Origin of the sequence: Mesorhizobium sp. M1409 (assembly GCF_040317535.1) — a bacterium.
Taxonomy (GTDB): Bacteria; Pseudomonadota; Alphaproteobacteria; order Rhizobiales; family Rhizobiaceae; genus Mesorhizobium.
This window is the reverse complement of record NZ_JAMYKV010000024.1, coordinates 75,562-96,680: the sequence shown is the minus strand read 5'-3', so window position 1 is coordinate 96,680 and position 21,119 is coordinate 75,562. Positions and strand designations below refer to the sequence as shown.

15 protein-coding genes and 2 pseudogenes are annotated in these 21,119 nt (G+C 59.2%); 9 read left to right on the top strand and 8 right to left on the bottom strand.

The genetic code is table 11. From position 1 onward, the window contains the following. Positions 1–510: 510 nt before the first annotated feature. A complete protein-coding gene (locus NKG99_RS19360; RefSeq protein ID WP_502913091.1) occupies positions 511–1,206 on the bottom strand; it encodes an OmpW/AlkL family protein in 696 nt (231 codons plus the stop codon). 153 nt (positions 1,207–1,359) lie between these two features. Beyond that, positions 1,360–1,759: pseudogene (locus NKG99_RS19355) on the bottom strand (hypothetical protein); the annotation flags it as partial. Positions 1,760–2,774: 1,015 nt separating this feature from the next. On the opposite strand from NKG99_RS19355, the gene NKG99_RS19350 reads away from it, so the two are divergent. The 5 genes from NKG99_RS19350 to NKG99_RS19330 all read left to right on the top strand — a co-directional run bounded on the left by NKG99_RS19350 (position 2,775) and on the right by NKG99_RS19330 (position 8,675). Continuing rightward, the gene (locus NKG99_RS19350; protein ID WP_352870235.1) at positions 2,775–3,074 is read left to right on the top strand and encodes an iron-sulfur cluster assembly accessory protein; all 300 of its coding nucleotides are present in this window, start codon (positions 2,775–2,777) and stop codon (positions 3,072–3,074) included. Between the two features lie 254 nt (positions 3,075–3,328). Continuing rightward, a complete protein-coding gene (locus tag NKG99_RS19345) occupies positions 3,329–4,591 on the top strand; it encodes a lysine N(6)-hydroxylase/L-ornithine N(5)-oxygenase family protein (RefSeq protein ID WP_502913092.1) in 1,263 nt (420 codons plus the stop codon). A gap of 505 nt (positions 4,592–5,096) precedes the next feature. Next, positions 5,097–5,876, top strand: coding sequence for a phytanoyl-CoA dioxygenase family protein (locus tag NKG99_RS19340; protein ID WP_352621179.1), 780 nt, complete (start codon positions 5,097–5,099; stop codon positions 5,874–5,876). Between the two features lie 338 nt (positions 5,877–6,214). Then, positions 6,215–8,218: a class I tRNA ligase family protein gene (locus NKG99_RS19335; protein ID WP_352870233.1), complete on the top strand. Its 2,004-nt coding sequence runs from the start codon at positions 6,215–6,217 to the stop codon at positions 8,216–8,218. A gap of 304 nt (positions 8,219–8,522) precedes the next feature. Further along, on the top strand, positions 8,523–8,675 hold the full coding sequence (locus NKG99_RS19330) for a hypothetical protein (protein WP_023721441.1): 153 nt from the start codon (positions 8,523–8,525) through the stop codon (positions 8,673–8,675). Positions 8,676–9,046: 371 nt separating this feature from the next. Here the strand turns inward: NKG99_RS19330 and NKG99_RS19325 are convergent, their stop codons facing one another. The 3 genes from NKG99_RS19325 to NKG99_RS19315 form a co-directional block, all read right to left on the bottom strand. Beyond that, positions 9,047–10,504 carry an NAD-dependent succinate-semialdehyde dehydrogenase gene (locus NKG99_RS19325; protein ID WP_352870236.1) on the bottom strand — a complete coding sequence of 486 codons (1,458 nt, stop codon included), beginning with the start codon at positions 10,502–10,504 and terminating at the stop codon, positions 9,047–9,049. A gap of 578 nt (positions 10,505–11,082) precedes the next feature. Beyond that, positions 11,083–11,358 carry a hypothetical protein gene (locus NKG99_RS35980; protein WP_502913701.1) on the bottom strand — a complete coding sequence of 92 codons (276 nt, stop codon included), beginning with the start codon at positions 11,356–11,358 and terminating at the stop codon, positions 11,083–11,085. Positions 11,359–12,069: 711 nt separating this feature from the next. Beyond that, positions 12,070–12,324, bottom strand: a complete 255-nt coding sequence (locus NKG99_RS19315) for a hypothetical protein (protein ID WP_352442315.1) — start codon at positions 12,322–12,324, stop codon at positions 12,070–12,072. 344 nt (positions 12,325–12,668) lie between these two features. Between NKG99_RS19315 and NKG99_RS19310 the strand changes: the two genes are divergently transcribed. Continuing rightward, a complete protein-coding gene (locus tag NKG99_RS19310) occupies positions 12,669–12,881 on the top strand; it encodes a cold-shock protein (protein WP_023679670.1) in 213 nt (70 codons plus the stop codon). A gap of 219 nt (positions 12,882–13,100) precedes the next feature. Here NKG99_RS19310 and NKG99_RS19305 read toward each other — a convergent pair whose 3' ends face one another. Continuing rightward, the gene (locus NKG99_RS19305) at positions 13,101–13,571 is read right to left on the bottom strand and encodes a Ros/MucR family transcriptional regulator (protein ID WP_023783325.1); all 471 of its coding nucleotides are present in this window, start codon (positions 13,569–13,571) and stop codon (positions 13,101–13,103) included. 397 nt (positions 13,572–13,968) lie between these two features. Between NKG99_RS19305 and NKG99_RS35975 the strand changes: the two are divergent. Both NKG99_RS35975 and NKG99_RS19300 read left to right on the top strand, forming a co-directional pair. Continuing rightward, a pseudogene (locus NKG99_RS35975) lies at positions 13,969–14,612 on the top strand (transposase); the annotation flags it as partial. Positions 14,613–14,709: 97 nt separating this feature from the next. Beyond that, positions 14,710–15,714, top strand: coding sequence for a glycosyltransferase family 10 domain-containing protein (locus tag NKG99_RS19300; protein ID WP_352870232.1), 1,005 nt, complete (start codon positions 14,710–14,712; stop codon positions 15,712–15,714). A gap of 137 nt (positions 15,715–15,851) precedes the next feature. Here the strand turns inward: NKG99_RS19300 and NKG99_RS19295 are convergent, their stop codons facing one another. After that, a complete protein-coding gene (locus NKG99_RS19295) occupies positions 15,852–16,205 on the bottom strand; it encodes a hypothetical protein (RefSeq protein ID WP_352663974.1) in 354 nt (117 codons plus the stop codon). Positions 16,206–17,175: 970 nt separating this feature from the next. Between NKG99_RS19295 and NKG99_RS19290 the strand changes: the two genes are divergently transcribed. Continuing rightward, positions 17,176–18,231, top strand: coding sequence for a cytochrome-c peroxidase (locus tag NKG99_RS19290; protein ID WP_352555220.1), 1,056 nt, complete (start codon positions 17,176–17,178; stop codon positions 18,229–18,231). Between the two features lie 443 nt (positions 18,232–18,674). Here the strand turns inward: NKG99_RS19290 and metE are convergent, their stop codons facing one another. Beyond that, a complete protein-coding gene (gene metE / locus NKG99_RS19285) occupies positions 18,675–21,026 on the bottom strand; it encodes a 5-methyltetrahydropteroyltriglutamate--homocysteine S-methyltransferase (RefSeq protein ID WP_352870231.1) in 2,352 nt (783 codons plus the stop codon). Between the last annotated feature and the right edge of the window lie 93 nt (positions 21,027–21,119).

The window sequence follows — 21,119 nt, the reverse complement described above, 5'->3', positions numbered from 1 at the left end:
CCCCCCCCCCCCCCCCCCCCCCCCCCCCTCCACCACGACCACCACACCCCCACCCCCGCCCCCCCCCCCCCCCCCCACCTCGCCCGCCCCACATCCCGCCCCGGCCCCGCCCGCGCCCGCCCCCCGCCCCCCCCCGGCTGCTCGTGAACCGCGCCCGGTCTTCTTCGGCAGGCTTCAGCGATCTTGCCCCGTTCGGCTTCGCGTCCCTGGCGCGGGGCAGCCTGTCGGCTGCTACTGGCAAGTACCCGGTCGGGTGCAGGCGGGGACCCCCACTCTTAACAACGGCTTCTTCAAGTATCCCCGACAATCGGCTGCTATGCGTTGGATGGTCATCGCATAAAGTTGATCAGAACGTGCCTCCGATTCGGAACCCCCCGCCCAAGGGTTACAAGGGCCCCCACCCCTCTAATGATCCGGGTCGACTCGCCCGTGCAGCGCCGGCGTGGAAAGGGCGCCCGAGGCGCCCTTCATCTCAGATCGGCTGTCAGCAGGCCGCCTTCGCGTTGCGTATCAGAAGCGGTAGGTGACACCTGCGCCTATCAACCACGGATCGAGCGCAGCCTTCCCCGTCAGCTTCGCGCCGTCGACCGTGACGTCGAAGTCTGGCTTGAGGAAAAGCTTCTTCACGTCGAAGTTGACGCCCCAGTGCTGATCCACCATGTAGTCGAACCCGACCTGCAGCGCGGTGCCGAACGTGTTCTTAACCTTGAGAGCGTCGGCGCTGCCGACATCCTGGTTATAGAATATCGTGTAGTTCACGCCGGCGCCGACATAGGGCTTGAAAGCGTCGAAGTTGGTAAAATGATACTGCAATGTGAGCGTAGGCGGCAGCAGCCAAACCTTGCCGATATTGCCCAGCCCGCCGATCGTTCCTTGGCCCTCGATGTTTGCATAGGTGGTGCCGAGTATGAGCTCGGCGGCGATGTTGTCCGTGAAGAAATAAGAGATATCGAGTTCCGGCGTCACCGTGTTCGAATAGGAAAGATCGGAGCCGGGCACTGCATTGACGTAGCCCGAATCCTCAGTGACGACCCCCAACGCACGCAGGCGGATCTGCCAAGGGCTCGGCGCTTCCGTGACCGAGGCTCCTGCCTGCGGGACGCTCGCGGCTTGCGCAAGCTCCGCCGCGACGGCCTGCTGTCCCACCACCATGAGCATGACGGCCGCTGTTACTCCCCGCGCCACGCCCATTCGCTTTCTCGCCATGATATTCTCTCCTTGCTCTTCAGAAATGATGTATTGAACTACGAAAAGTCTTGCTCGAATTGCGTGAGATTGACGGAGCGCTCATGCGCAGTTTGCGTGGGACCGCGCACATTCTTTGCGGCGTGCTCGCAATCATCGACCTGTACTCACTTAGAAGTAAGCGGGATAACCAAAGGCCTGCAGCTTTGCGGCCGTCTTACGCGCGTGGCCCGGGTGGACGCGGTCGTCCCGCTTCGTGGTGGCGAGCAGGATCGGCGGATAGGCGGCAAGGGTGGTCTCGGCGCCACAGTGCGCGCGGATTTCCGGCATCTTGCCAAAAATTGTAGAGGTACTGACCGCGGCGCGTGATCACGGGAACCTTGTCAGGACGGTCGAAGATCGCTGTCAGGGCGTCGTGGTCGCGATCGAACTGTGTTCCACCGAAGTGCCCCAGGGTCCTGGCCGACTGGCTGGCGGCCCAGGCAAGTGTCCGTTCTCCTTCTACATCTTCGAGCCAAAGATAGGGATCATCGTCCGGGACATTCAGCGTTGGGCGGAAATGGAATACGGTCATGTCCGGATAACGTGAAGAATGATGTCGACTGGAAAACAGCCGCAACGTCCTGTCGGCTCGGAAAGGCCGAGTTTTGGCGGCTGCGACCGCATGTTCGGCGAGCTTGATCATGGCATGATTTCTCCTCAGTCCTTGCCGCAGCGCGTTTGCGGATAGCCTTGCACGTGTCGTGCCAAACGAGAAAATCGTTTCACAACAATGATATGGCTCTGATTGCGGTGTGTCTCATGTCCGACTTTGTCGGAGACCCGACAACGAGTGCAGCCGTGACCGCCTGATAGAACCTCCTGTGCGAGCTCGGTGGGCACTGCAGAATAAGCAGCGAAGCTGACCGCGAAACTGGCCGAGCTTCGGATCGACATCGGCGACGGGGCGATCGACGACCACTACGTCGCCGGTGTCGGGCGCGGCACAGCCTGACGACTCCGCGGCGGCGATCATCGAATAACTGCGTTTACGATGGCTCCAGGCCCACCGGTGGGCGCGCAAAAGACTGCTTTGCGGCCTCACCCCTCCGCCTGGATTGAGTCGCAGGAACCGAATGGCGCACGTGCTTTTGGAACCGGCAGAGTGGTCATAACGCAATTGTCTTCCGGCTATCTTTACAGAGATTCGACAATCCAGTTGGTGAAGGTCCCATATCGCGCAATCATTGATGCGGTTAGGTCTGGGCATGCGCCCATCACGTCTCATCAAGAGCATCGATCCGACACCGACATAGAGAATTGCTTCCCCCTGAGAGAGGCCTCGCGCCGGACATGAGATTGCGTCACTCTTCATGATCGCGGCCTCCGAGGATGTCGGGATCGAGCCAATGCAAGGGCACGATAGGGCGAAGAATCTGGCAGCTCTTGCAACTGCCGACCTCGATGGGTGAGGCATATCGCGATCCGTCCGGCAGAGACACACGGTTCTGCACTGTCCGTTCTTGAAGACTTCGTGCCGGTCTCCATAAGAGAAGTATTTTTGGTGCAGAAGGTGCCCGATTAGCTATTCGGAAAAAGGCGACATCGACGTGCAAATCGAGCGCCGCCGTGAGGCGTCCCCCTCAATGTCGGATTTCATACAGGATCGCAAATCCGCCAAGCCATTGTTTAATAAAATTTTCCTTCTCTGGCACGGCCCATGCATGGGGTTCTGCGAACGCATCAGCGAGACGTCCTCCATGATCATGCGCACCGAAAATGCCGTCGCCGCGTCGAAAACCGCGCTCTCGCCTGCCATCAGGCCGCCGAAAGGCCGGCGCGTCATGGCCGAGGCGGGCGATTGCGCCGGCTTCAAACACCTTAATGGGCCTGGAAAGCGTCTCGCGTAACGGCGACGCCGGGCATCCAGACTGGGCGGAAAGGACATACGTCGTTGCCCCACGTAGCCGGTATGACCCGTCGATTGTCACCGCGCTGGAATGCTCGGGTCTACATTCGACGACCCGAACGCGCTGGACAAATTCTCGCAAACCCGGTCGGCACCGGGGCTCGAGTCGCCGCGAACAAGCCGCCTAGTGGGAAGACTCTATAGGAGGAAACAGTGGAGTTATCTTGCGTTGGGGTCGGTGCTGGGCCGTCTAATTTGAGCCTTGCGTGTCAGATACACGAGCAAGTTGGGCAAGGGGCACTGTTCCTGGATAGGCAGGCCGACTTCCGCTGGCATCCAGGCATCGCGTTCGATTCCTCGGAGCTCCAGGTCAGCCACTTCAAGGATCTGGTCACACTGGTGAATCCGAGATCAGCTTACACTTTTGTAAACTTCCTGCACGAGAACGGGCGTTTGTACCACTTCCTGAACGCACAGTTCGAGGCTGTGTTCAGAGCTGAGTTTGAGCAATACCTGAACTGGGCCTTCCACAGGAACCCACTTGTCCATGGCGGCGAGACCGTGCACGAAATCCGCTTTGAGGGCGAGTTTCGGGTGCGGACGGACAAGGCGGTGCTCGGCGCGCGAAACGTCGTGGTCGGCATTGGCAAGCAGGCGAAAATTCCGTCTCAGTTTCAGGGCTGGACTGGACGCAACCTTTTCCACTCATCTGTTTTACTGTACATCCATCCCGAGGTGCGGAGAAAGCATGTCTGCGTCGTTGGCGGAGGCCAGTCGGGAGCCGAGGTGATGTTGCACCTTGTCGGCCTGCCGAAAGAACGGCGGCCTGCCTCGATCACTTGGGTCTCGCAGCGTGAGAACTACCTGCCTCTCGACGACAGCCCGTTCACTAACGAGTTGTTCATGCCCTGCTTTTCGGATCGCTTCGCCGCGATGAGCGAGTCGCAGCGTAAGCTGCTCCTGCGGCGTTTCGTGCTTGCCTCGGACGGCATTTCGGAAAGCACGTTGCGCGCGATCTATCAGGCGCTGTACCGCCACGCATTTTTCGAGCCAAACCGATCCGACATCACACTGCGGCCGGGGTGCACCGTCTCGCATTGCATCAACGCCGGACCGGGTCACAGGCTGACCCTGCAGCACGGCATGGACGAGGTCGAAGAAGTCACGGCTGACATCGTCATCCTGGCCACCGGTTACGAGAACGCGGTGCCAGACTTCTTGGAACCCATCGCGCACCGGCTGGAGCAGATCGACAATGAATTAGCTATTCGCGAGGATTTTTCGGTGAGCTGGGACGGACCGGGTGACAGACGCATCTTCGTACAAAACGCGAGCCTCGGGCAGCGCGGCCTGGCCGATCCGAACCTAAGCCTGCTGGCCTGGCGCGCGCGCCGCATCCTCGATAGCCTTCTTGGGCGCGCGCCATGCGCGAACCCCGAGCATCCTGGCTTCATCAGCCATACCTCGATCGAGAGCTGGCCCGCCCCCGCAGCCGAAGAAATGGGCAGCGGGATATGACTCGTAGACTTTTGATCATCGGCGGTGGCATCCTAGGAATGATGTCCGCCTCCGCTGCGGCGGAGGCCGGAGGCTTCTCCGAAATCATCGTGACCGAACAAGCCCTTGGACCAAGCGGCGCATCGCATTATTCTGGGGGCGTGCATTTCCCCTACGGTTGTCAAGACCGTATCAGGTCGCTCACTCGAAAGAGCGCCGTGGTCTTGGCGGCCATGGCTGGGTCGGCGGTCAGCGGATGGTGCCGGCCTTTGGCGATGCGTGTCGTGGCTGGACCGGGTGAAGCGATTGATCCGGCCCAGTTTACGGAACCCCTGGACCCAGCTGAGCCTGACATAGGCAGTCTCGCGCCGAGCTTCTGCGGACAATATCCGCCGGAGCGGAACGCACTTAGCATTGCCGTCCCACATGACGTGAGTCCGTCTCCGTGGACCCGCAACTTGACCAGCGCCCGACTGCCCTAATTGGATGTCCGACCAACCAGTCTTTCCAACAGGAGGCTTTTCGCATGTTGACTGATGCACAAAGAGAAAAGTGGCAGAAAGACGGATACGTCAGGCTCGAAAGGTTCTTCGCTCCAGCGGCTCAGGAAGATATCTCTACTTTTGTCGAAGATATGTCACGCTGGGATGTCAGCGATGATAAATGGCTCATGTGGTTCGAGAAGACGACGGACAATCGAAAGATCATCTCCAAGATCGAGAATTTTCTCGACTTCCATGATCCATTGCGTCGTTTGCTCTTAGAAGATCAGCGCATAAAGTCAGCGGTCGAGGATTTGCTTGGCGAAGATTCGCGCAGGCTCAAGGAGTTGCTGATTTTCCACTATCCCGACAGCGGCGGCTATCTCCCGCATCAGGACATTTATCACATTCCACACAAACTCCCCGACCGGATGGTCCATGCGGTGGTTGCCATAGGCATCGACGACTCCGACCCGGAAAACGGCGGGCTTTTCTTCAGCCCCGGCAACCACAAGAAGGGGGTGTTTCCCATGGATGCCGGTGGGGTGATCGATCCTCAAGTCGCCGAAATGTTCTCCTGGGAACCCGTAGTATGGAAGGCTGGCGACATCTTCATCTTCGACGATTACGCACCGCACTACTCACGACCGAACAAAAGCAATCGTTCGCGGCGGACACTCTACTTGGTGTTCCAGCGTGCTTCAACCGGTGGACCGACCCGCGCTGAATATAACGTGCTTAAGCGCGCCCTTAACCCGCCCGAGGGCAAAGTGGCCGATCTCGACAAACTCAAGCCCCCAAATGGCATTTTCTATCGCGATTGAGCTCACGCAGCCAGGCGGAGGCATGCACACGAAACTGATCGACCGCTCAAAAATGCGCGGAGAGTATGGCGTTCTGATTTGCGGGCTCGCGGAGCATCGACCGCAGCCCGTTACGACGCTTCGGCACGTGGATTGTGGAGGTGGTCGCAGGGCGGTCGTCTATGACGCCTACAGCCCGACTGGCGCCCCCCTCGTCGCCCGCCTGGCGGCCCAGAGCCGCATTATTCTGGCCGGGGCCGCCAACGGGTTGGGCTGCCGCTTCTCTGCGCAACTTGCACAAGAGGCTGTTGCGTTGGCAGCCGAAGGTCCCACTGCTTGAACAGCTTAGGTTCATTGTCATGCGCAAATACACGTTTTCTCGAACGGAGCTGTCGCGGGCGTTCGGTATCGACACGGCCACGCTTGGAACGGGCAGCGCTCGCACGGGGTTTTCATTCGGAAAGGTTGGACCCGGCGTCACATCCGAGCCCCATCGGCACGACGAAATCGAGGCCTTCGTGGTCCTGTCTGGCGCGGGCAAGGTCAGGACCGACCTTGGGGAAATCTCGGTCGAGGCGGGCGATGTCGTTCTGTTCCACCCTTTTGAAGCGCATGTGCTGCGCAACGATGGGGACGAAGACCTAGATTTCGTCGATGTCTACTGGCGAGACGGCGAGGCCGCCCTTGATGCCGCTGCAAAGACCACGGCTCCACGCGGGCCGATCTTCGTCTTCTCCACGCCGCCAACGCCAAATGGCGATCTGCATCTGGGGCATCTTTCTGGCCCCTATTTCGGCGCCGACGTCTATACTCGTTTCCTGCGCATGAAAGGAGTCGAAGCATATCACCTCACTGGAAGCGATGACAACCAGAGCTACGTCACGATACGCGCCGATGCCGATCAATCGACGCCTGCAAACGTGGCGCGCTACTACGCCGACGAAATTCGCGCCACGCTTGCACTTCTCGATTGCGACGTCCACAGCTTCCAACCCACAATGGGCGATGACGGTTACGGCGAGTTTCAAGCCGCGTGTTTCCGGAGTCTTCTGAGCAGCACGGCGGTAGATCTGCGCCAGAGTCCTGCGCTTTTCGATGCTGTGACAGGCCACTATCTTTACGAGCCGGATGTTAGCGGCCTCTGCCCCGATTGCGGGGGCTCCGCCGCTGGCAACATCTGCGAGGAATGCGGCGCCCCAAACCTTTGCCACGACTTGGGTGCAGCCCGGTCACGGCAGTCTGCCGAGGCGCCGCTGGTCGGCTCCGTCCGCCGCCCGGAACTTGCCTTGGACCGATGCTACGACAATATCGACCGGCATCTAAGGGCGTCGGGCGTCCCGCTACGGATCTTAGATCTCTTCGCGCGCCTACGCCGACGCGGCAACTTTTCAGTGCCCATTACCCACCCCTCGGACTGGGGCCTGCCGGCCGAAGGGTTCCCGGGGCAAGTGATCTGGGTCTGGCCGGAAATGGCCTTCGGTTTTCTTTACAACATCCAGGCGCTCGGCCGCTTGCTGGGTCGCGACTGGAAGGCAGAGATGCCCAGCAACGACTGGCAGATTGTCCATTTCTTCGGCTTCGACAATTCGTTCTACCACGCGCTACTCTACCCCGCTCTTTACGCCGAGGTCTTCTCCCATTGGACGCCACGCATCCACTATCACGTCAACGAGTTCTACCTGCTCGACGGCAAGAAGTTCTCAACCAGCTGCCGCCATGCGGTCTGGGGCAAGGAGGTTCTGAGCCCAAAGACAGTCGACGTCGTGCGCCTCCATTTGGGCGTGACACGCCCGGAAGGTGAGCGGACGGATTTCACGCTGGACGCGCTGCGCCGCACCGAGAACGAGGTGTTCCAAGGGATTTGGCTGAACTGGCTTGATGCGTTGGACCAGGAAATCAAGCAGGATTTTGCCGGCCGTGTACCCGATGCAGGCGACTGGAGCCCGGTCGACCGCGCCTTCTTTGCTCGCATAGAGATCTATCGCGCGGCGATGGAGCGCGCCTATTCGGACGAAGGCTTCTCGGTCCGGCGCGCGGCCGCTCAGGTCTGCGATTTCGTGCGCGATTGCGTGATCTACCGTGGGGCGCGAGACTATGAGGCGGCGCGACGTTTCTATCCCGCCCGCAATCGGACTTCGCTAGCCCTTCAGACGACGGCCGCTGCGATCCTGGCACCGACACTCGCTCCGCTGATGCCCCGCTTCGCCAGAACGTTGGCGCGAGGCATCGATGGCGTCTCAACCGAAACATGGCCCCGGTCCGTCCAGCGCCTTGCGCCCGGGACGCGCTTTGATCTCGGACCCGTGTTGGTGTTCTACGCCAAATCCGGCAATCCTCATCTCGATGAGGAGGAAGCACTATGAGCCCAAAGGTGCACCAGTGAGCTATCCCAATCTCGACCAGATCTGCGCGGCAATCGAAGCCGATGATGCCAAATATCTTTACTCGCTGTCACTGGCGACCGAAGCCGCTATCAGACGGTAGAGACCAGATTGGCGGACCTGAACCAACGCATCGTCGACACCCTGGCCGCGCCTTCGAGGACCGCTCGGCCGATCGCTTCCCAGCCCTTGCTGTTTCGTGCCGCAAATGCCGTGTGGGCTCGACTGCGCTGACCAACCTCTTCGGCATCGCGGGATTTCCGTCCTCCAGCCGGTCAAGACTGACATGCGGTTCGAGGCGCTTGGTCAACCTGGCGCGCCCTGGATCGTGCGCCGATCACCGGAAATGTCGAATGCGAATGCCTGCCTGATGGTATCTTCGATTCTGTCCGAGCCTGTACTGGCGCGGCAGTCGGCCGAAGAACAACTGAGCTACTGACAATCGGAAGGTAGCAGGTTCAAAATTCTGCCCCAGAAACCGGATATTGCGCACAACCAGCGTTCACGATCGCGATGGTGCACAAGCTTCCAGCCAGACCCGCGCAACGACAGCCCGTCGCCTGAAGATGTCGGCGAGGGCCTCCAAATCCCTCGCAAGCGTATCCTCCGTTACATGCACGCCCTCTTCGCCGACAATGCAGACGCTTGTCTCGTCGAGAGATAAGTCCAGCCAGGGTGCTCCTTCAGGATTGCGTGTTTGCTCGGTACGGAGCCGCCCCTCAGTTCCCAATCGAGGAGCGATCCTACAATTCACATATTTGGAAATCGCTCGCTAGGTTACCCGGTCTGTGAACCCTGCAAGCCGAAAAGTCAGATGCCGCCCATGCAGAGATATTTCATTTCGAGGTAGTCCTCGAGGCCATGGCGGGATCCCTCCCGCCCGATGCCGGACTGTTTTATCCCACCGAACGGCGCCGCTTCTGAAGACATCCGGCCGGTATTTACCCCGACCATTCCATATTCCAAGGCCTCGGCCACACGCCAGACACGCTTCAGGTTGGAGGCATAAAAGTAGGCCGCGAGGCCGTAGATCGTGTCGTTGGCCTCACGCACGACCTGATCCGCATCTTTGAAGCGAATAATCGGTGCCAGCGGCCCGAATGTCTCTTCTTGCGCGACGGTCATCTCGCTGGAGACACCGGTCAGGACTGTCGGTTGGAAAAACGTGCCATTCGTGCCGATGCGTTTGCCCCCGCAGCTAATTGCGCCGCCTTTGGCGACGGCATCGGCAATATGGGATTCGATCTTGGCCAATGCGTGCTTGTCGATGAGCGGTCCGATGTCCACTCCGGGAGCGAAACCATCACCAACTTGAAGTTGGCGAGCCCGTTCCACGAATTTCTCGACGAACTCGTCGTGAACGCCCGACTGGACGTAAAGGCGGTTCGCTGAAACGCAGGTCTGGCCGGCATTGCGGTACTTCGCCTGGATCGCACCGTCAACTGCGGCATCGACATCCGCATCATCGAACACGATGAAAGGTGCATTGCCGCCGAGCTCTAGGCTGACTTTTTTGATCTGGTCCGAGCACTGGCGCATGAGTAGGCGCCCGATCTCCGTAGACCCGGTGAAGCTGATCTTGCGGACCTTGGGATTTGTGCAAAGTTCGCGGCCGACCGCGTCACCTTCGGACGCATAGATCAGGTTGACGACGCCTTCGGGGAAGCCTGCCTGATGGGCGAGGGCGAACATTGCTCCAGCCACGAGCGGCGTCTGTTCAGCGGGCTTGAGGACGATCGTGCAGCCCGCCGCCAAGGCTGGCGAGATTTTGCGCGCCACCATCGAGGCCGGGAAATTCCATGGGGTTATCGTGCCGACCACCCCGATGGGCTGCTTGATCACCAGCATTCGGCGGTCCGCCGATGGTGCGGAGATCGTCTCGCCATAGACGCGATTTGCCTCCTCGGCGTACCATTGCAGATACGCCGCAGCATGCGATAGCTCCGATTTGGCCTCTGCAAGCGGCTTGCCCATCTCCGCGGTGAGAATTGCAGCGAGATCGTCGGCGTGGTCGATGATCAACTGATACCATCGCCATAGAACGTCGCTGCGCTCACGGGCGGTAAACCCTGCCCATCCAGGCTGCGCGACATAGGCCTTGTCGATCGCAGCGCATGTCTCTTCGACACCCATGTCGGGTAGTTCTGCCAGCACTTCGCCGGTCGACGGGTTGAGAACCTCGAATGTCCGCTCGCTAATCCGCGTGCCAAGTGTCGGCAGGCGATCAATGGATCGAAACAGGTCAGGGGATCTCAGGTGACGGGTCATCGGCAGGCACAGGGGCAATACCGGATTCCTCCTCAAACGCAGCAGGGGTATATGGCAAGTGCGGTGTCTATTCCGGATGCCAAGTTCCTTATAGGGCCTCGGCCAGACAGCTAGCAGACCACGGTACCCAAGTGGAAAGGAGAATACCCTGAAATCGCTAGAAGATGCCTCGCGGTTCTACTAGTCGGGCTCGGCCGGTCAGGTGCGCGGGGGCAGGACCGGCCCGCGCGCAACCTTGCCATAGGTCTTCGCGGCCAGCGCCTTCACCGTCTCAGGCTCTGCGTCGCCGGCCACCACCAGCACGGCGTTGTTCGGGTCGGCAGCATTTGTTGTAGATCGTGAATGCGTCGGTGCCGTTCAGCTTGTCCATCTCCTGCATCCAGCCGTTGACCGGAATGCGGTAGGGCTGATCGGCCGCAACGTCGCGTTGACCTCCTCGTCCAGCAGACCTGCGGGTTCGTCTCTCTGCGCCAACGGCGCTCCTCCAGAATCACGTTTCGCTCGGTCTTGATATCGTCGTTGAGGATGAGGTTGAACATGCGATCGGCCTCGAAGCCAATCATGTCGCCCAAAGCTAGTCATAGCGTTGGGGGCGTTATTGTAGCCGCCGCTGACTGAGACGGCTCGGTCGAACTCGCTGCCGGCGCGGTTGGTGTCGCCTTGAAGATCAGACGCTCAAGGAAAGGGGCAAGTCCGGATTTGCCGGGTGGCTCGTCGGCGCTGCTGACCTTGTACCATGTGAGTGACGACTGGCGCGCGGTGATCGCGGATGTCGATCCTTCCATGCCATAGTCGAGCAGGAAATCCGCGATCTTGCCGCCGTCGGTGGCGGCCAGAGCCGGAGCGGTCGTCACCAGGGCTAGGGCGGTGGCAGTGAACGCCGTGCGCAGCCAGGGGGAGCGATCGATGGCTCCGGTTGAAAAGGCAAGGTTCGAGGCAAAGTGATTTGTTCCTCATTTTGATGAACGCGTTGCGTCTTCGCCTCCCCGTGGGGAGGATCGGCGGGCAGCGCCGAGCCAGACCAACATGCGGCCAGGCCTCACTCGAGCCTCATCTTCGGATGGACCCAGGAGACCTGCGGCGGTGTTCTTGGCGAGGTGGTCATTGGACGGATTTTCCTTGGTCCGCGACGTCTGCGGACGACCATGCATGCACCGTGCCAGATCAGAAAACCATTCGAGGCATGAAGACAAGTCGGGGCTGACATGTTGCGCATCCGACATTATGGGCCATCGAACAGGGCTGAAGGCGACGCGAGCATGGCTGAGAGTATCGTCTTCCTTCGGAAGACGATGAGGCGCGCTGCCGGGGAGGGGTACACGATGCGCTTCGAAGGCCGCTGCACTGACGGACAGAATTGAGATGTTGTCGCTCCAGCGCTCGCCGTGGGGGCATGCAGGCAACATTTGCCGCTGCAGGACAGCAGCACGGAAGCTGTCCGCGCTTGCCGTCGTCCCTGAGAACCAAACAGCAGAATTTAGCGGTCGCGATTGATTTCATGTGCGTAAAATACCGCCTGGTGCGCTCGGCTGCAAATGCATGCCTGGCGGAGTGGTCGCTTTAGGTCAAGGGCATCGGGTGAGTAACAGCCTGACCTTGCTCAATCTGATGCGCGCTAACCGCCTCGCCGGATTGTGGAACTGCTCGCGGGTGGCTTCTACCACAAACAGCAAGGTCATGAAATCAAGCAGGAAGTCGTCAATCGCTTGGGCGATTGTTTCTGACTTGCCCTTGAACTGGTCCAGCAAAACGCGCGCGCTATCGATCGCTTCCACGCTGGTCGCATCGATCAACCCCTCGACCCTCTTGAAACAATCCAAATCGAAACTCCTTCATGCGCTTGCCAAGCCGTTATGCTCGAAGGCAGTTCCGTGAACTACCCGGCCTTTGACCTGCGGCACGAGCAGCGGTCGGCCTTGCGTCCCGTGCCTCCAAACACGAGCCATCGACGTGGCGCTGAGGAGCGTTGGAAGAAATTGGGCGCTTCCGGCCACGCTCGAGCGGTAGTGCAGGACAGTGCTTGCTGGCGCTACGCCCACAATGGAGTGCGCCAGCTGATCGGGGCTTAACAATTTTTCGCTTTTTGCTGCGCCCAACTCTCGGCTATGACTCGGACAGGCCTAATGGCCTGCCCACGTTGCGTTGTAAAAGAAGGAACAAGTATATGCCGACTGGAACGGTAAAGTGGTTCAACAGCACCAAGGGGTTTGGATTTATCCAGCCCGACAATGGCGGTCCGGATGTTTTCGTCCACATTTCCGCTGTCGAACGCGCGGGCCTCTCGACCCTCGCTGACGGCCAGAAGATCAACTATGAGATCGAGCAGGATCGCCGCACTGGCAAGTCCTCCGCTGGCAGCCTCAGCAAAGCTGGTTGAAATTTTCTCCTGCGTCCTGGCAAGAGTAGGCACGTAGGTCCTCACGGCCGCTCGATGGGACCGAGCAAAAACTGAGGGCAGCAGATTGCTGCAGGCGTCGCGAATTCCTCATGAAACAAAGTTGTTTGAAAGGAAGGCGGGGTTGGCCCCGCCTTTTTATATGACGCGCAGATTAAGCCGATGGCTGCAACGCTCCAGAACGAATCTCGATTGCCGAAATCAAGCCGCGACCTTCTTGCGGGTTCGCTTCGTTGGCGCAGGCTCCGGCGCTTCCGGCGCCTTCGGTTTGCGGCCGAGCCCCATCGTCTTGGCCAATGTCGAGCGCGCCGCGGCGTAGTTCGGCGCGACCATGGGATAATCTGCCGGCAGGCCCCATTTGGCCCGATATCCATCCGGCGTCAGCCCATAGTGGGTCGACAGATGGCGCTTTAGCGATTTGAATTTCTTCCCGTCCTCAAGGGAGATGATGTAGTCCGGTGTCACCGATTTCCTGATCGGGACTGCAGGCGTAAGGGCAACCGGCTCTTGCGCAGAGACACCTCCGGCCGTCGCTCTCAGAGCCGCATGCACTTGGCCGATGAGGGCAGGGAGATCCCCCACCGGGATCGGATTGTTGGAGACATAGGCCGACACGACATCGGCGGCAAGCTCAATGAGGGTGTCGACGTTTTTTCCGGCTTCTTCTGTCATGAAACTCTCCAGGCGGTGAAACATAGTCAGCGAAGCGTCGCTTCATAGGGCCGGTTGCCGCCGAAAGCAATAATGTCTCGACAGCGCTATTGCCAATGCTCGTCCAGAAAGCGACATCGATGCGCCATATTTCCCGTGGTGACGCTGAGCCACTCGTTGTTGGCGACGCTGCCGAGGTGCGTGACGCGTCCCGGCTGTAACTTTGCGTCGAATTTGCGAGTAGTCTCGGGCCTAAGCGCGGTATTTTTGTCTCGGTATTACTTCTTTGGACTGTGAATCGAGGGATCGTGATCGCTTGCTGGTGGGCGTCAGGGACGATGGACGTTGGCAATGGCCAAATGTAAGTTCATCGCCCGGTGAGCCGCTCTTCCAAGGGGCTGGGAAGCGCCGCTGGTAACCAAGGACATCAATGTATTTCGAGGCGTTTCTTAGCCGGTCCTCGCTGCGGACGACACCTGTTCCACGATATCGAACAGCGCGGCGACACAGGCAGCTTCTCGAATCTGGAGCGGCTTCTCGCAAGTTGGCGCCGCGCCGAGAGGCCGGGCAAGGACAGTGCGTCGCCTGCTTCAATCATACGCGTCAACCAGCCAGCGACGCTGTCCCATACGAATCCCGCGACCGGCCGTGTGATCTCGCCGGTAGTCGCCCCGGCCCTCTGCACGAAGCCTCGGGATGTGCTGATGATCAACCAGGCCACAAAGGTCGACGTCCTGAAGCAGGGATCACATGAGTTTGCCACTATGCGCAGGCTTGCCATGCGCTTCCGCGGCATTTTGCGGGGCCTGTGAATTGGGCGAGCTCGACACTTCGATCGACGTGGCGTCAACTCCGGGTCCGTCGCCATCACGCGTTTCGGTCGGGTCCTACGCCGTGACGCTGACGCCGTTCGCGATGCCATTGAACTACCGTGGAGCAACGGCCAGGCGGAAGGGCTGATCAACCGCCTGAAGACGATTAAACGTACCATTGGGCAGAGCGGGCTGCGAACTCATTAGGGCACGCATGCTGCCACTCAGCCGGCCTGATCACCACACAAAGCGAGGAAGAACCTGGTCAAGTGCAAAGCGACAATTGCCTCGACAGCGGGTCCCGGAAGGTTTATGCTGCCCAATGTTACCGCAATCCGGAATGGCGATTGAGTACCTTCACGAGTGAAGGGAGTGAAACTTCTTTGTCGGCCAAATTGTTGACGGAACGCCCGGCGCCCATTGTTGCTACATGTCTAGATTCTTGGGGCGTTTTGGATGATGCAATCCACCATCTCACTCCAAAGGGCAGTGGAATCTGGAACAATGTCGCTTTTGTTCGCACGACATCCTTCGTGCCCGATTGGCATATCGTCTTTAACTCTGCTTCTCTTTTCGGGCTCCCTGTTGATATCGAGGCGAGCCCAAACAGGACAATTTTTGCAATCGGCGAACCGCCGACGAAAGCTCATCGCGCGTTTCATGAAGGGCAGGGGAAAAATACTATCGTCCTGACGTGTGACGCAGAGCTGGCTGCTCGGCAGAATGCAGCGCGCCGATTCGTTTTGTCTCCACCTATCACTCGGTCTTGGTCTGTAAACAAGACATATGACCAACTTCTGGTCAGCGAAGTCGTGGATAAGCCGCTTCGGCTCTCATGGATTACCAGTGACATCGCCCTGCTTAAAGGACATCGATATCGGCTGGCGTTTCTGGAACGGCTGAGAAAGGAGCTCGATTTTGACCTGTTCGGCCGAGGTTTTCGGCTGATTGGAGATAAATGGAACGCACTCGCACCTTACCGTTACAGTATAGCGTTCGAGAATACTCGTGCTGATTACTATTTTACAGAGAAGCTTATGGACTGCTTCGTTGCTGAAACAATGCCGATCTATTACGGCAGCCCTGCAATCACGAGGTTCTTCCCTTCGGACTCTATGGTTCTGATTGACCCAGAGGACAAGAACGTAATCCCAAAAATTCAAGAAATCATCAACTCGGACCTCTGGAAGGAACGTCGCGGCGCAATAAGAGAGGCGAAGCGGTTGGTCCTCGAGAAATACAATACGTTTGCTTATCTCGCGGGCTTCATCGAAAGCGTTCAGGATAAACCTTTACCGCCGGAAATTATACACATCGATTCGCCTGAGGTCGATTTTGCAATAGACGAATGAAGTACTCCAACGCTCGCTTCGCGTGCCCGGCGGTCGGTGGTCTGGCGAGATCGGTACGGAACGCTCGGCGGAGAATGCCTGCTGCGCAGACGGGCCGGCACGGGCGCACGAGGTCATGCGCCCCCGGCTGCCGCTGATCAGACGAACTGCGGAAGGCCAGGAACGGAATTGAGGACCTCGTCCACGAGTTCGTCGCCGGCATGTTCCTTGGCGCAGGCGATCGTCTCGTTGGCGAGGCCGGCGATATTTGCCATGCTGAGACCCTCACTCATTAATTGCTGGCCGAGCCCCATAAGGCCGCCACCCTCTGGGTCGTCGCCATGATATTTCGCTACTAATTCCGAAGCTCCCGGAATGGCCTCGATCATGCGCGCAACGGGACCGTCGGCCGCGTGGCTTTGCAGGAAACCCAGCATTAACCCAACGCCCTTCTCTGCGAGAGCCGGGCCAATGCCGGCACCAGTGGCGATGCGCGGTAAGAATTCTTCCATGCAGGGTCTCTCTCTCTCTCTCTCTCTCTCTTTAATGAGGTTTACACGGGGCCGGTCCGGCGCCCAGCGCCCTTGGCCGAACCACAATTGAACTCCACAAAAATAGGCCGGCGGAAGTGCTATTGCGCGTAAAACCGCCTCTGTCAACGCAAGCTGCGTCGGATGTGCGTGTTTCGCAAACCGAAGATCATTCCAATTCACTTCATTACGCATTGGCAACCGCACAGTTTGCGGTGGCTCGCTTATGGGCCACTGCCCCGCGTCCGTCAAATGACGACGACAACGTGGTCATCGCCTAGGATCTGTGGATCGAGGTGTGAGGCAGTTACAGCCGGTGGACCTGCTCAAGCGCCGCGCCGGCACAAGGGCTAGATTGGCGATACTGCGCGTATTGGCCATGTCTTTCCTCGCGTGATGGGATGTTCGTAGAAGCGGAACTATATGCCGGTGTGACGATCGACAAGGCGGACCGGCTATTCCGATAGGACATCCATACTGTCGCATAGACCGTCGCTGCTTAGGTATTGAAACCGCCATCGCTGGTGACATCACAATGTGCAGTCGGCGGGTGTCGATAAGGTCGATTCACGCAATCAGCCGGTCAGGAGGAACGAATGAACCCTGAGGTTTCAGAAGCTCACTTTTCGCAAGGCGTGCAGCGCACATCGTGCAAGAGATTGCCATTCTTGCGGATGCTATCGACTTTCTCAACGATGGCGGGAAGATCGCAGTGACCGAATCTACGAAGCCGCCCTCAGGGCGTGCTTTGATGCATACAAACGGTTGCCGAGCAGGGATACTCCTCCTCCCTGAAGTCCAATCGAGAAGAGCGATCACTTCCAAGAGGGTCCCAGCTCAGCCGCGAAAACAGGTGCCAGACCCCGATCCTCTCCCTCAACTGATCTAGCTCAGGGCGTTCATGAGCCGCAGATCGCATAGTGGCTGCGTGCACGACGCAGGAAGACCATTTATGAAAATCCTATTCAGAACGATGGCTGTCACCTTGCTGGCACCCACCGCCTTTGCTGCGGATTCGATCCCCACCGACCTCAGAGATACGGCATTGGCCACCTTCAGGGCTTTGCCATCCACCACGCCGACAGTCGCCAACAACCCGATCACCCCGGAAAAGATCGCTCTCGGCAAGGCACTGTTCTTCGATCCACGCGTCTCGGCGTCAGGCGTCTTGTCGTGCAACTCGTGCCACAACCTGGCCACCGGCGGCGACGACAATCACGAAACCTCGATCGGCCATGGTTGGCAGAAGGGACAGCGCAACGCGCCGACTGTACTGAACGCTGTCTTCAACATCGCTCAGTTCTGGGATGGTCGTGCCGCAGACCTGAAGGCTCAGGCGAAGGGACCGGTCCAAGCCGGCATCGAAATGGCCAATACACCGGACCAAGTCATCGCCACGCTCAAGTCCATGCCGCAATATGTCGAGTGGTTCGATGCAGCTTTTCCGGCTGAAGCCGATCGGGTCACCTTCGACAACTTCGCCAAGGCGATCGAAGCCTTCGAGGCGACACTGGTCACACCGGCCCCGTTCGACAGCTTCCTGAATGGTGATGAGCTTGCCATGACTTCCGAACAGAAACAGGGCCTGGCGCTTTTCATGGACAAAGGCTGCTCGTCCTGCCATGCCGGCATCAACGTTGGTGGGCAAGCCTATTTCCCATTCGGCCTCGTGGAACAGCCCAGCGCCGAGGTCCTGCCGGACAAAGACAAGGGCCGATTTGCGGTCACCAATGCAGCCGATGACCACTATGTTTTCCGCGTGGCGCCGCTGCGCAACGTTGCACTCACCGCGCCATACTTTCATTCGGGCAAGGTTTGGGATCTGAAACAGGCCGTCGCCATCATGGGGACCACCCAGCTTGGCGTAGTACTGGCGGACGAAGAAGTTGACCTGCTTGTTGCCTTCCTCAACTCGCTGACCGGAGAGGCACCCGAGGTCGCCTATCCCATCTTACCCTCCGAAACGGCGACAACGCCCCGGCCTGTAACGCAGATCTCAGGAAAATAAAGGGCCAACTGGCTGCGGACGTCGCAATCGAAAATGATTGCGGCTTTTACTTGGGCCACACAAATTGCCACATCCATCTCCGAATTGGCGGGAGGCTAGCAATACCCGAAACCTGCCACCGCGCCCGTAGTCTGCGCGAATCAGCTGGGGAAGCGGACAGACGCGCAGCACCATATATTGTCGCCGCCTGAGCGAACATGCCAAGCAGTCTACTTTGAGAAACGACGTGTGTACGATTTGTTCGAGGCGCGGGGCCTGTATGTTCCCAAGGACCAATACTATAGCGTAGTGTCACATTTATATTTCTGCGCGATGAGGACACGTGCCGAAGGAAAATTGCACATTTTCGCCGAGTGGCTTATTCCAAGAGTGTGATCGGGTTGGCATATTCCCGGCCGACGTCCGCCAGCCGGCAACTCCCCACACGGTGAGGAAGAGAAGCCTCACGCCTGCACTTTCTGCCGGAGCGCGCGCGCCGCAGCGACCATGTTCATGAGGGCAGGGCGGACCTCCTCCCATTTGCGTGTTTTGAGGCCACAGTCCGGGTTTATCCACAGTTGGCCGTCGGACAGTCGCTCGCGGGCAAGCATGACTAAGTCCGAAATCTCGCCGGCTTCCGGGACGCGTGGTGAGTGAATATCATAAACGCCGGGACCGATTTCGTTCGGATATTTGGAGCTCGTGAAGGCGTCCAACAGTTCCATCTTCGAGCGCGACGTCTCAATCGAAATGACATCCGCATCCATTTCAGCGATCGCGTGAATGATCTCGTTGAACTCCGAATAGCACATGTGGGTATGAATTTGAGTCGCGTCCTTTACACCCGTTGAAGCGATCCGGAAGCATTCGACAGCCCAGTCGAGATAGACTTTCCAGTCAGATTGGCGCAGTGGCAATCCTTCGCGAAACGCGGCCTCATCGATCTGGACCATCCTTGCGCCGGACCTTTCGAGATCCCTCACTTCGTCGCGGATGGCGAGCGCGATCTGGCGGCAGGCTTCGGAGCGGGGTACGTCGTCGCGAACAAAAGACCAATTGAGAATGGTGACTGGGCCTGTGAGCATTCCCTTCACGGGCTTTTCCGTAAGCGACTGGGCGAATTGCCACCAGCGCACTGTCATCGGATTGCGCCTCGATACGTCGCCGAAAATGATGGGGGGACGCACGTAGCGCGACCCATAGCTTTGTACCCAGGCATGCTGGGTGAGCGCGAAGCCGGACAACTGCTCGCCGAAATGCTGTACCATGTCGTTTCGCTCGAACTCACCGTGCACCAGCACGTCCAGCCCGATCTCTTCCTGCCAGCGAATTGCAGCCTCGATCTCCTTCTTCAGGAACGTCTCATAGTCGACATAGCTCAGCTGGCCCTTCGCATGAGCGGCCCGCGCCTTGCGTACCTGCGGCGTCTGCGGGAAGGACCCGATGGTCGTCGTCGGGAACGGCGGCAGCCCGAGTGAGCCGGCTTGGACTCTGGAGCGCTCGCCAAAAGCGCTCTCTCGTCGCTTCGCGCTGTCCTCAATGCTAGCGATCCGCCCCTGAACAAGCGGGTCATGGATCCTCGTGGATGTCACGCGCGTGGCGGCAGCCTCGGCAGACGCTTTCAACGCGCCTGCCACCGCATCCCTGCCTTGGGACAGGGCCCGGGCCAGCAAGACCAGCTCGTCGGTCTTCTGGGCCGCGAGGGCGAGCCACGACCTGATGTCGGCGTCGAGTTCCGTCTCCATGCGCAGATCAATCGGCACATGCAGCATCGAGCAAGAAGGCGCGATCTCGACGCGGTCCAAGGGCCAGCCGGCGACGATCGGTTTGATGCGGTCGAGAATGGCGGGCAGGTTCGCACGCCAGACGTTGCGGCCATCGATCAAGCCAAGCGAGAGCACCAGATCCTTCGGAGCGAGCCGACCCACCGTTTCCAGCTGCTCGGGAGCGCGCACGAGATCAATATGCAGCCCGGCCAGGGGCAGAGAAACCGCGGTTTCGAGATTGTCTCCCAGCGACCCGAAATACGTAGCCAGCATGATCTTCAGCTCGGGCGCGGCTTTCGACAGCTGGCCATAGGCGAATTCGAACGCAGCTCGTTCGTTCGGGTTCAGATCGAGGACAAGCGCTGGCTCATCGATCTGCACCCAGTCGGCTCCCGACAGCTTCAGCTTCTGCAGGACTTGCTCGTAAACGGGCAGCAGCCGCGGTAGGAGCGCGATGGGACCGAACCCCTCGGCAGGCGATTTCGCCAGCTTGAGGAAGGTGATGGGTCCAAGGATGACTGGGCGTGTGTGAATGCCGAGAGCTTTAGCCTCGAGGAAGTAATCGACCGGCTTCGATGACGAGAGGGCGAACGTCTGATCATCATCGAGTTCCGGCACAATGTAGTGGTAGTTGGTGTCAAACCACTTGGTCATTTCCATCGCGGTTACACCAGGTCCATGAGCCTCCTCCTGGTGACCAGCGTGTCCACAATCCTCCGTCTGACCCTGGTTGCCGCGCGCCATTGCGAAGTAGATGTCAAGTGGGACCTCGCCGCTATTCCAGCCGTAACGGGATGGAACGGCCCCGACCATGGCTGCGGTGTCGAGCACATGGTCGTAAAGCGAGAAGTCGTTCGACGGGATTTTCGACACGCCGCGATCGCGCTGCTCTTCCCAGCTAGCGGCACGGAGCGCCTTCGACGTCGTGAGAAGGTCGCCAGCGGACGATGTTCCGGACCAGTAGCTTTCAAGCGCGAATTTCAGTTCTCGCCGACGACCGAAGCGCGGCACGCCGAGCGTTGCTACAGGAATTTCCTGAGAGTCAGTCATGTCATACCCCGATGGTTGGGGCGCCGATGACAAGGAAGGCGCTAGCAGACCGGCACGAACGCCGGCTTGCAGCGGCCACCGAGACACCCCGCC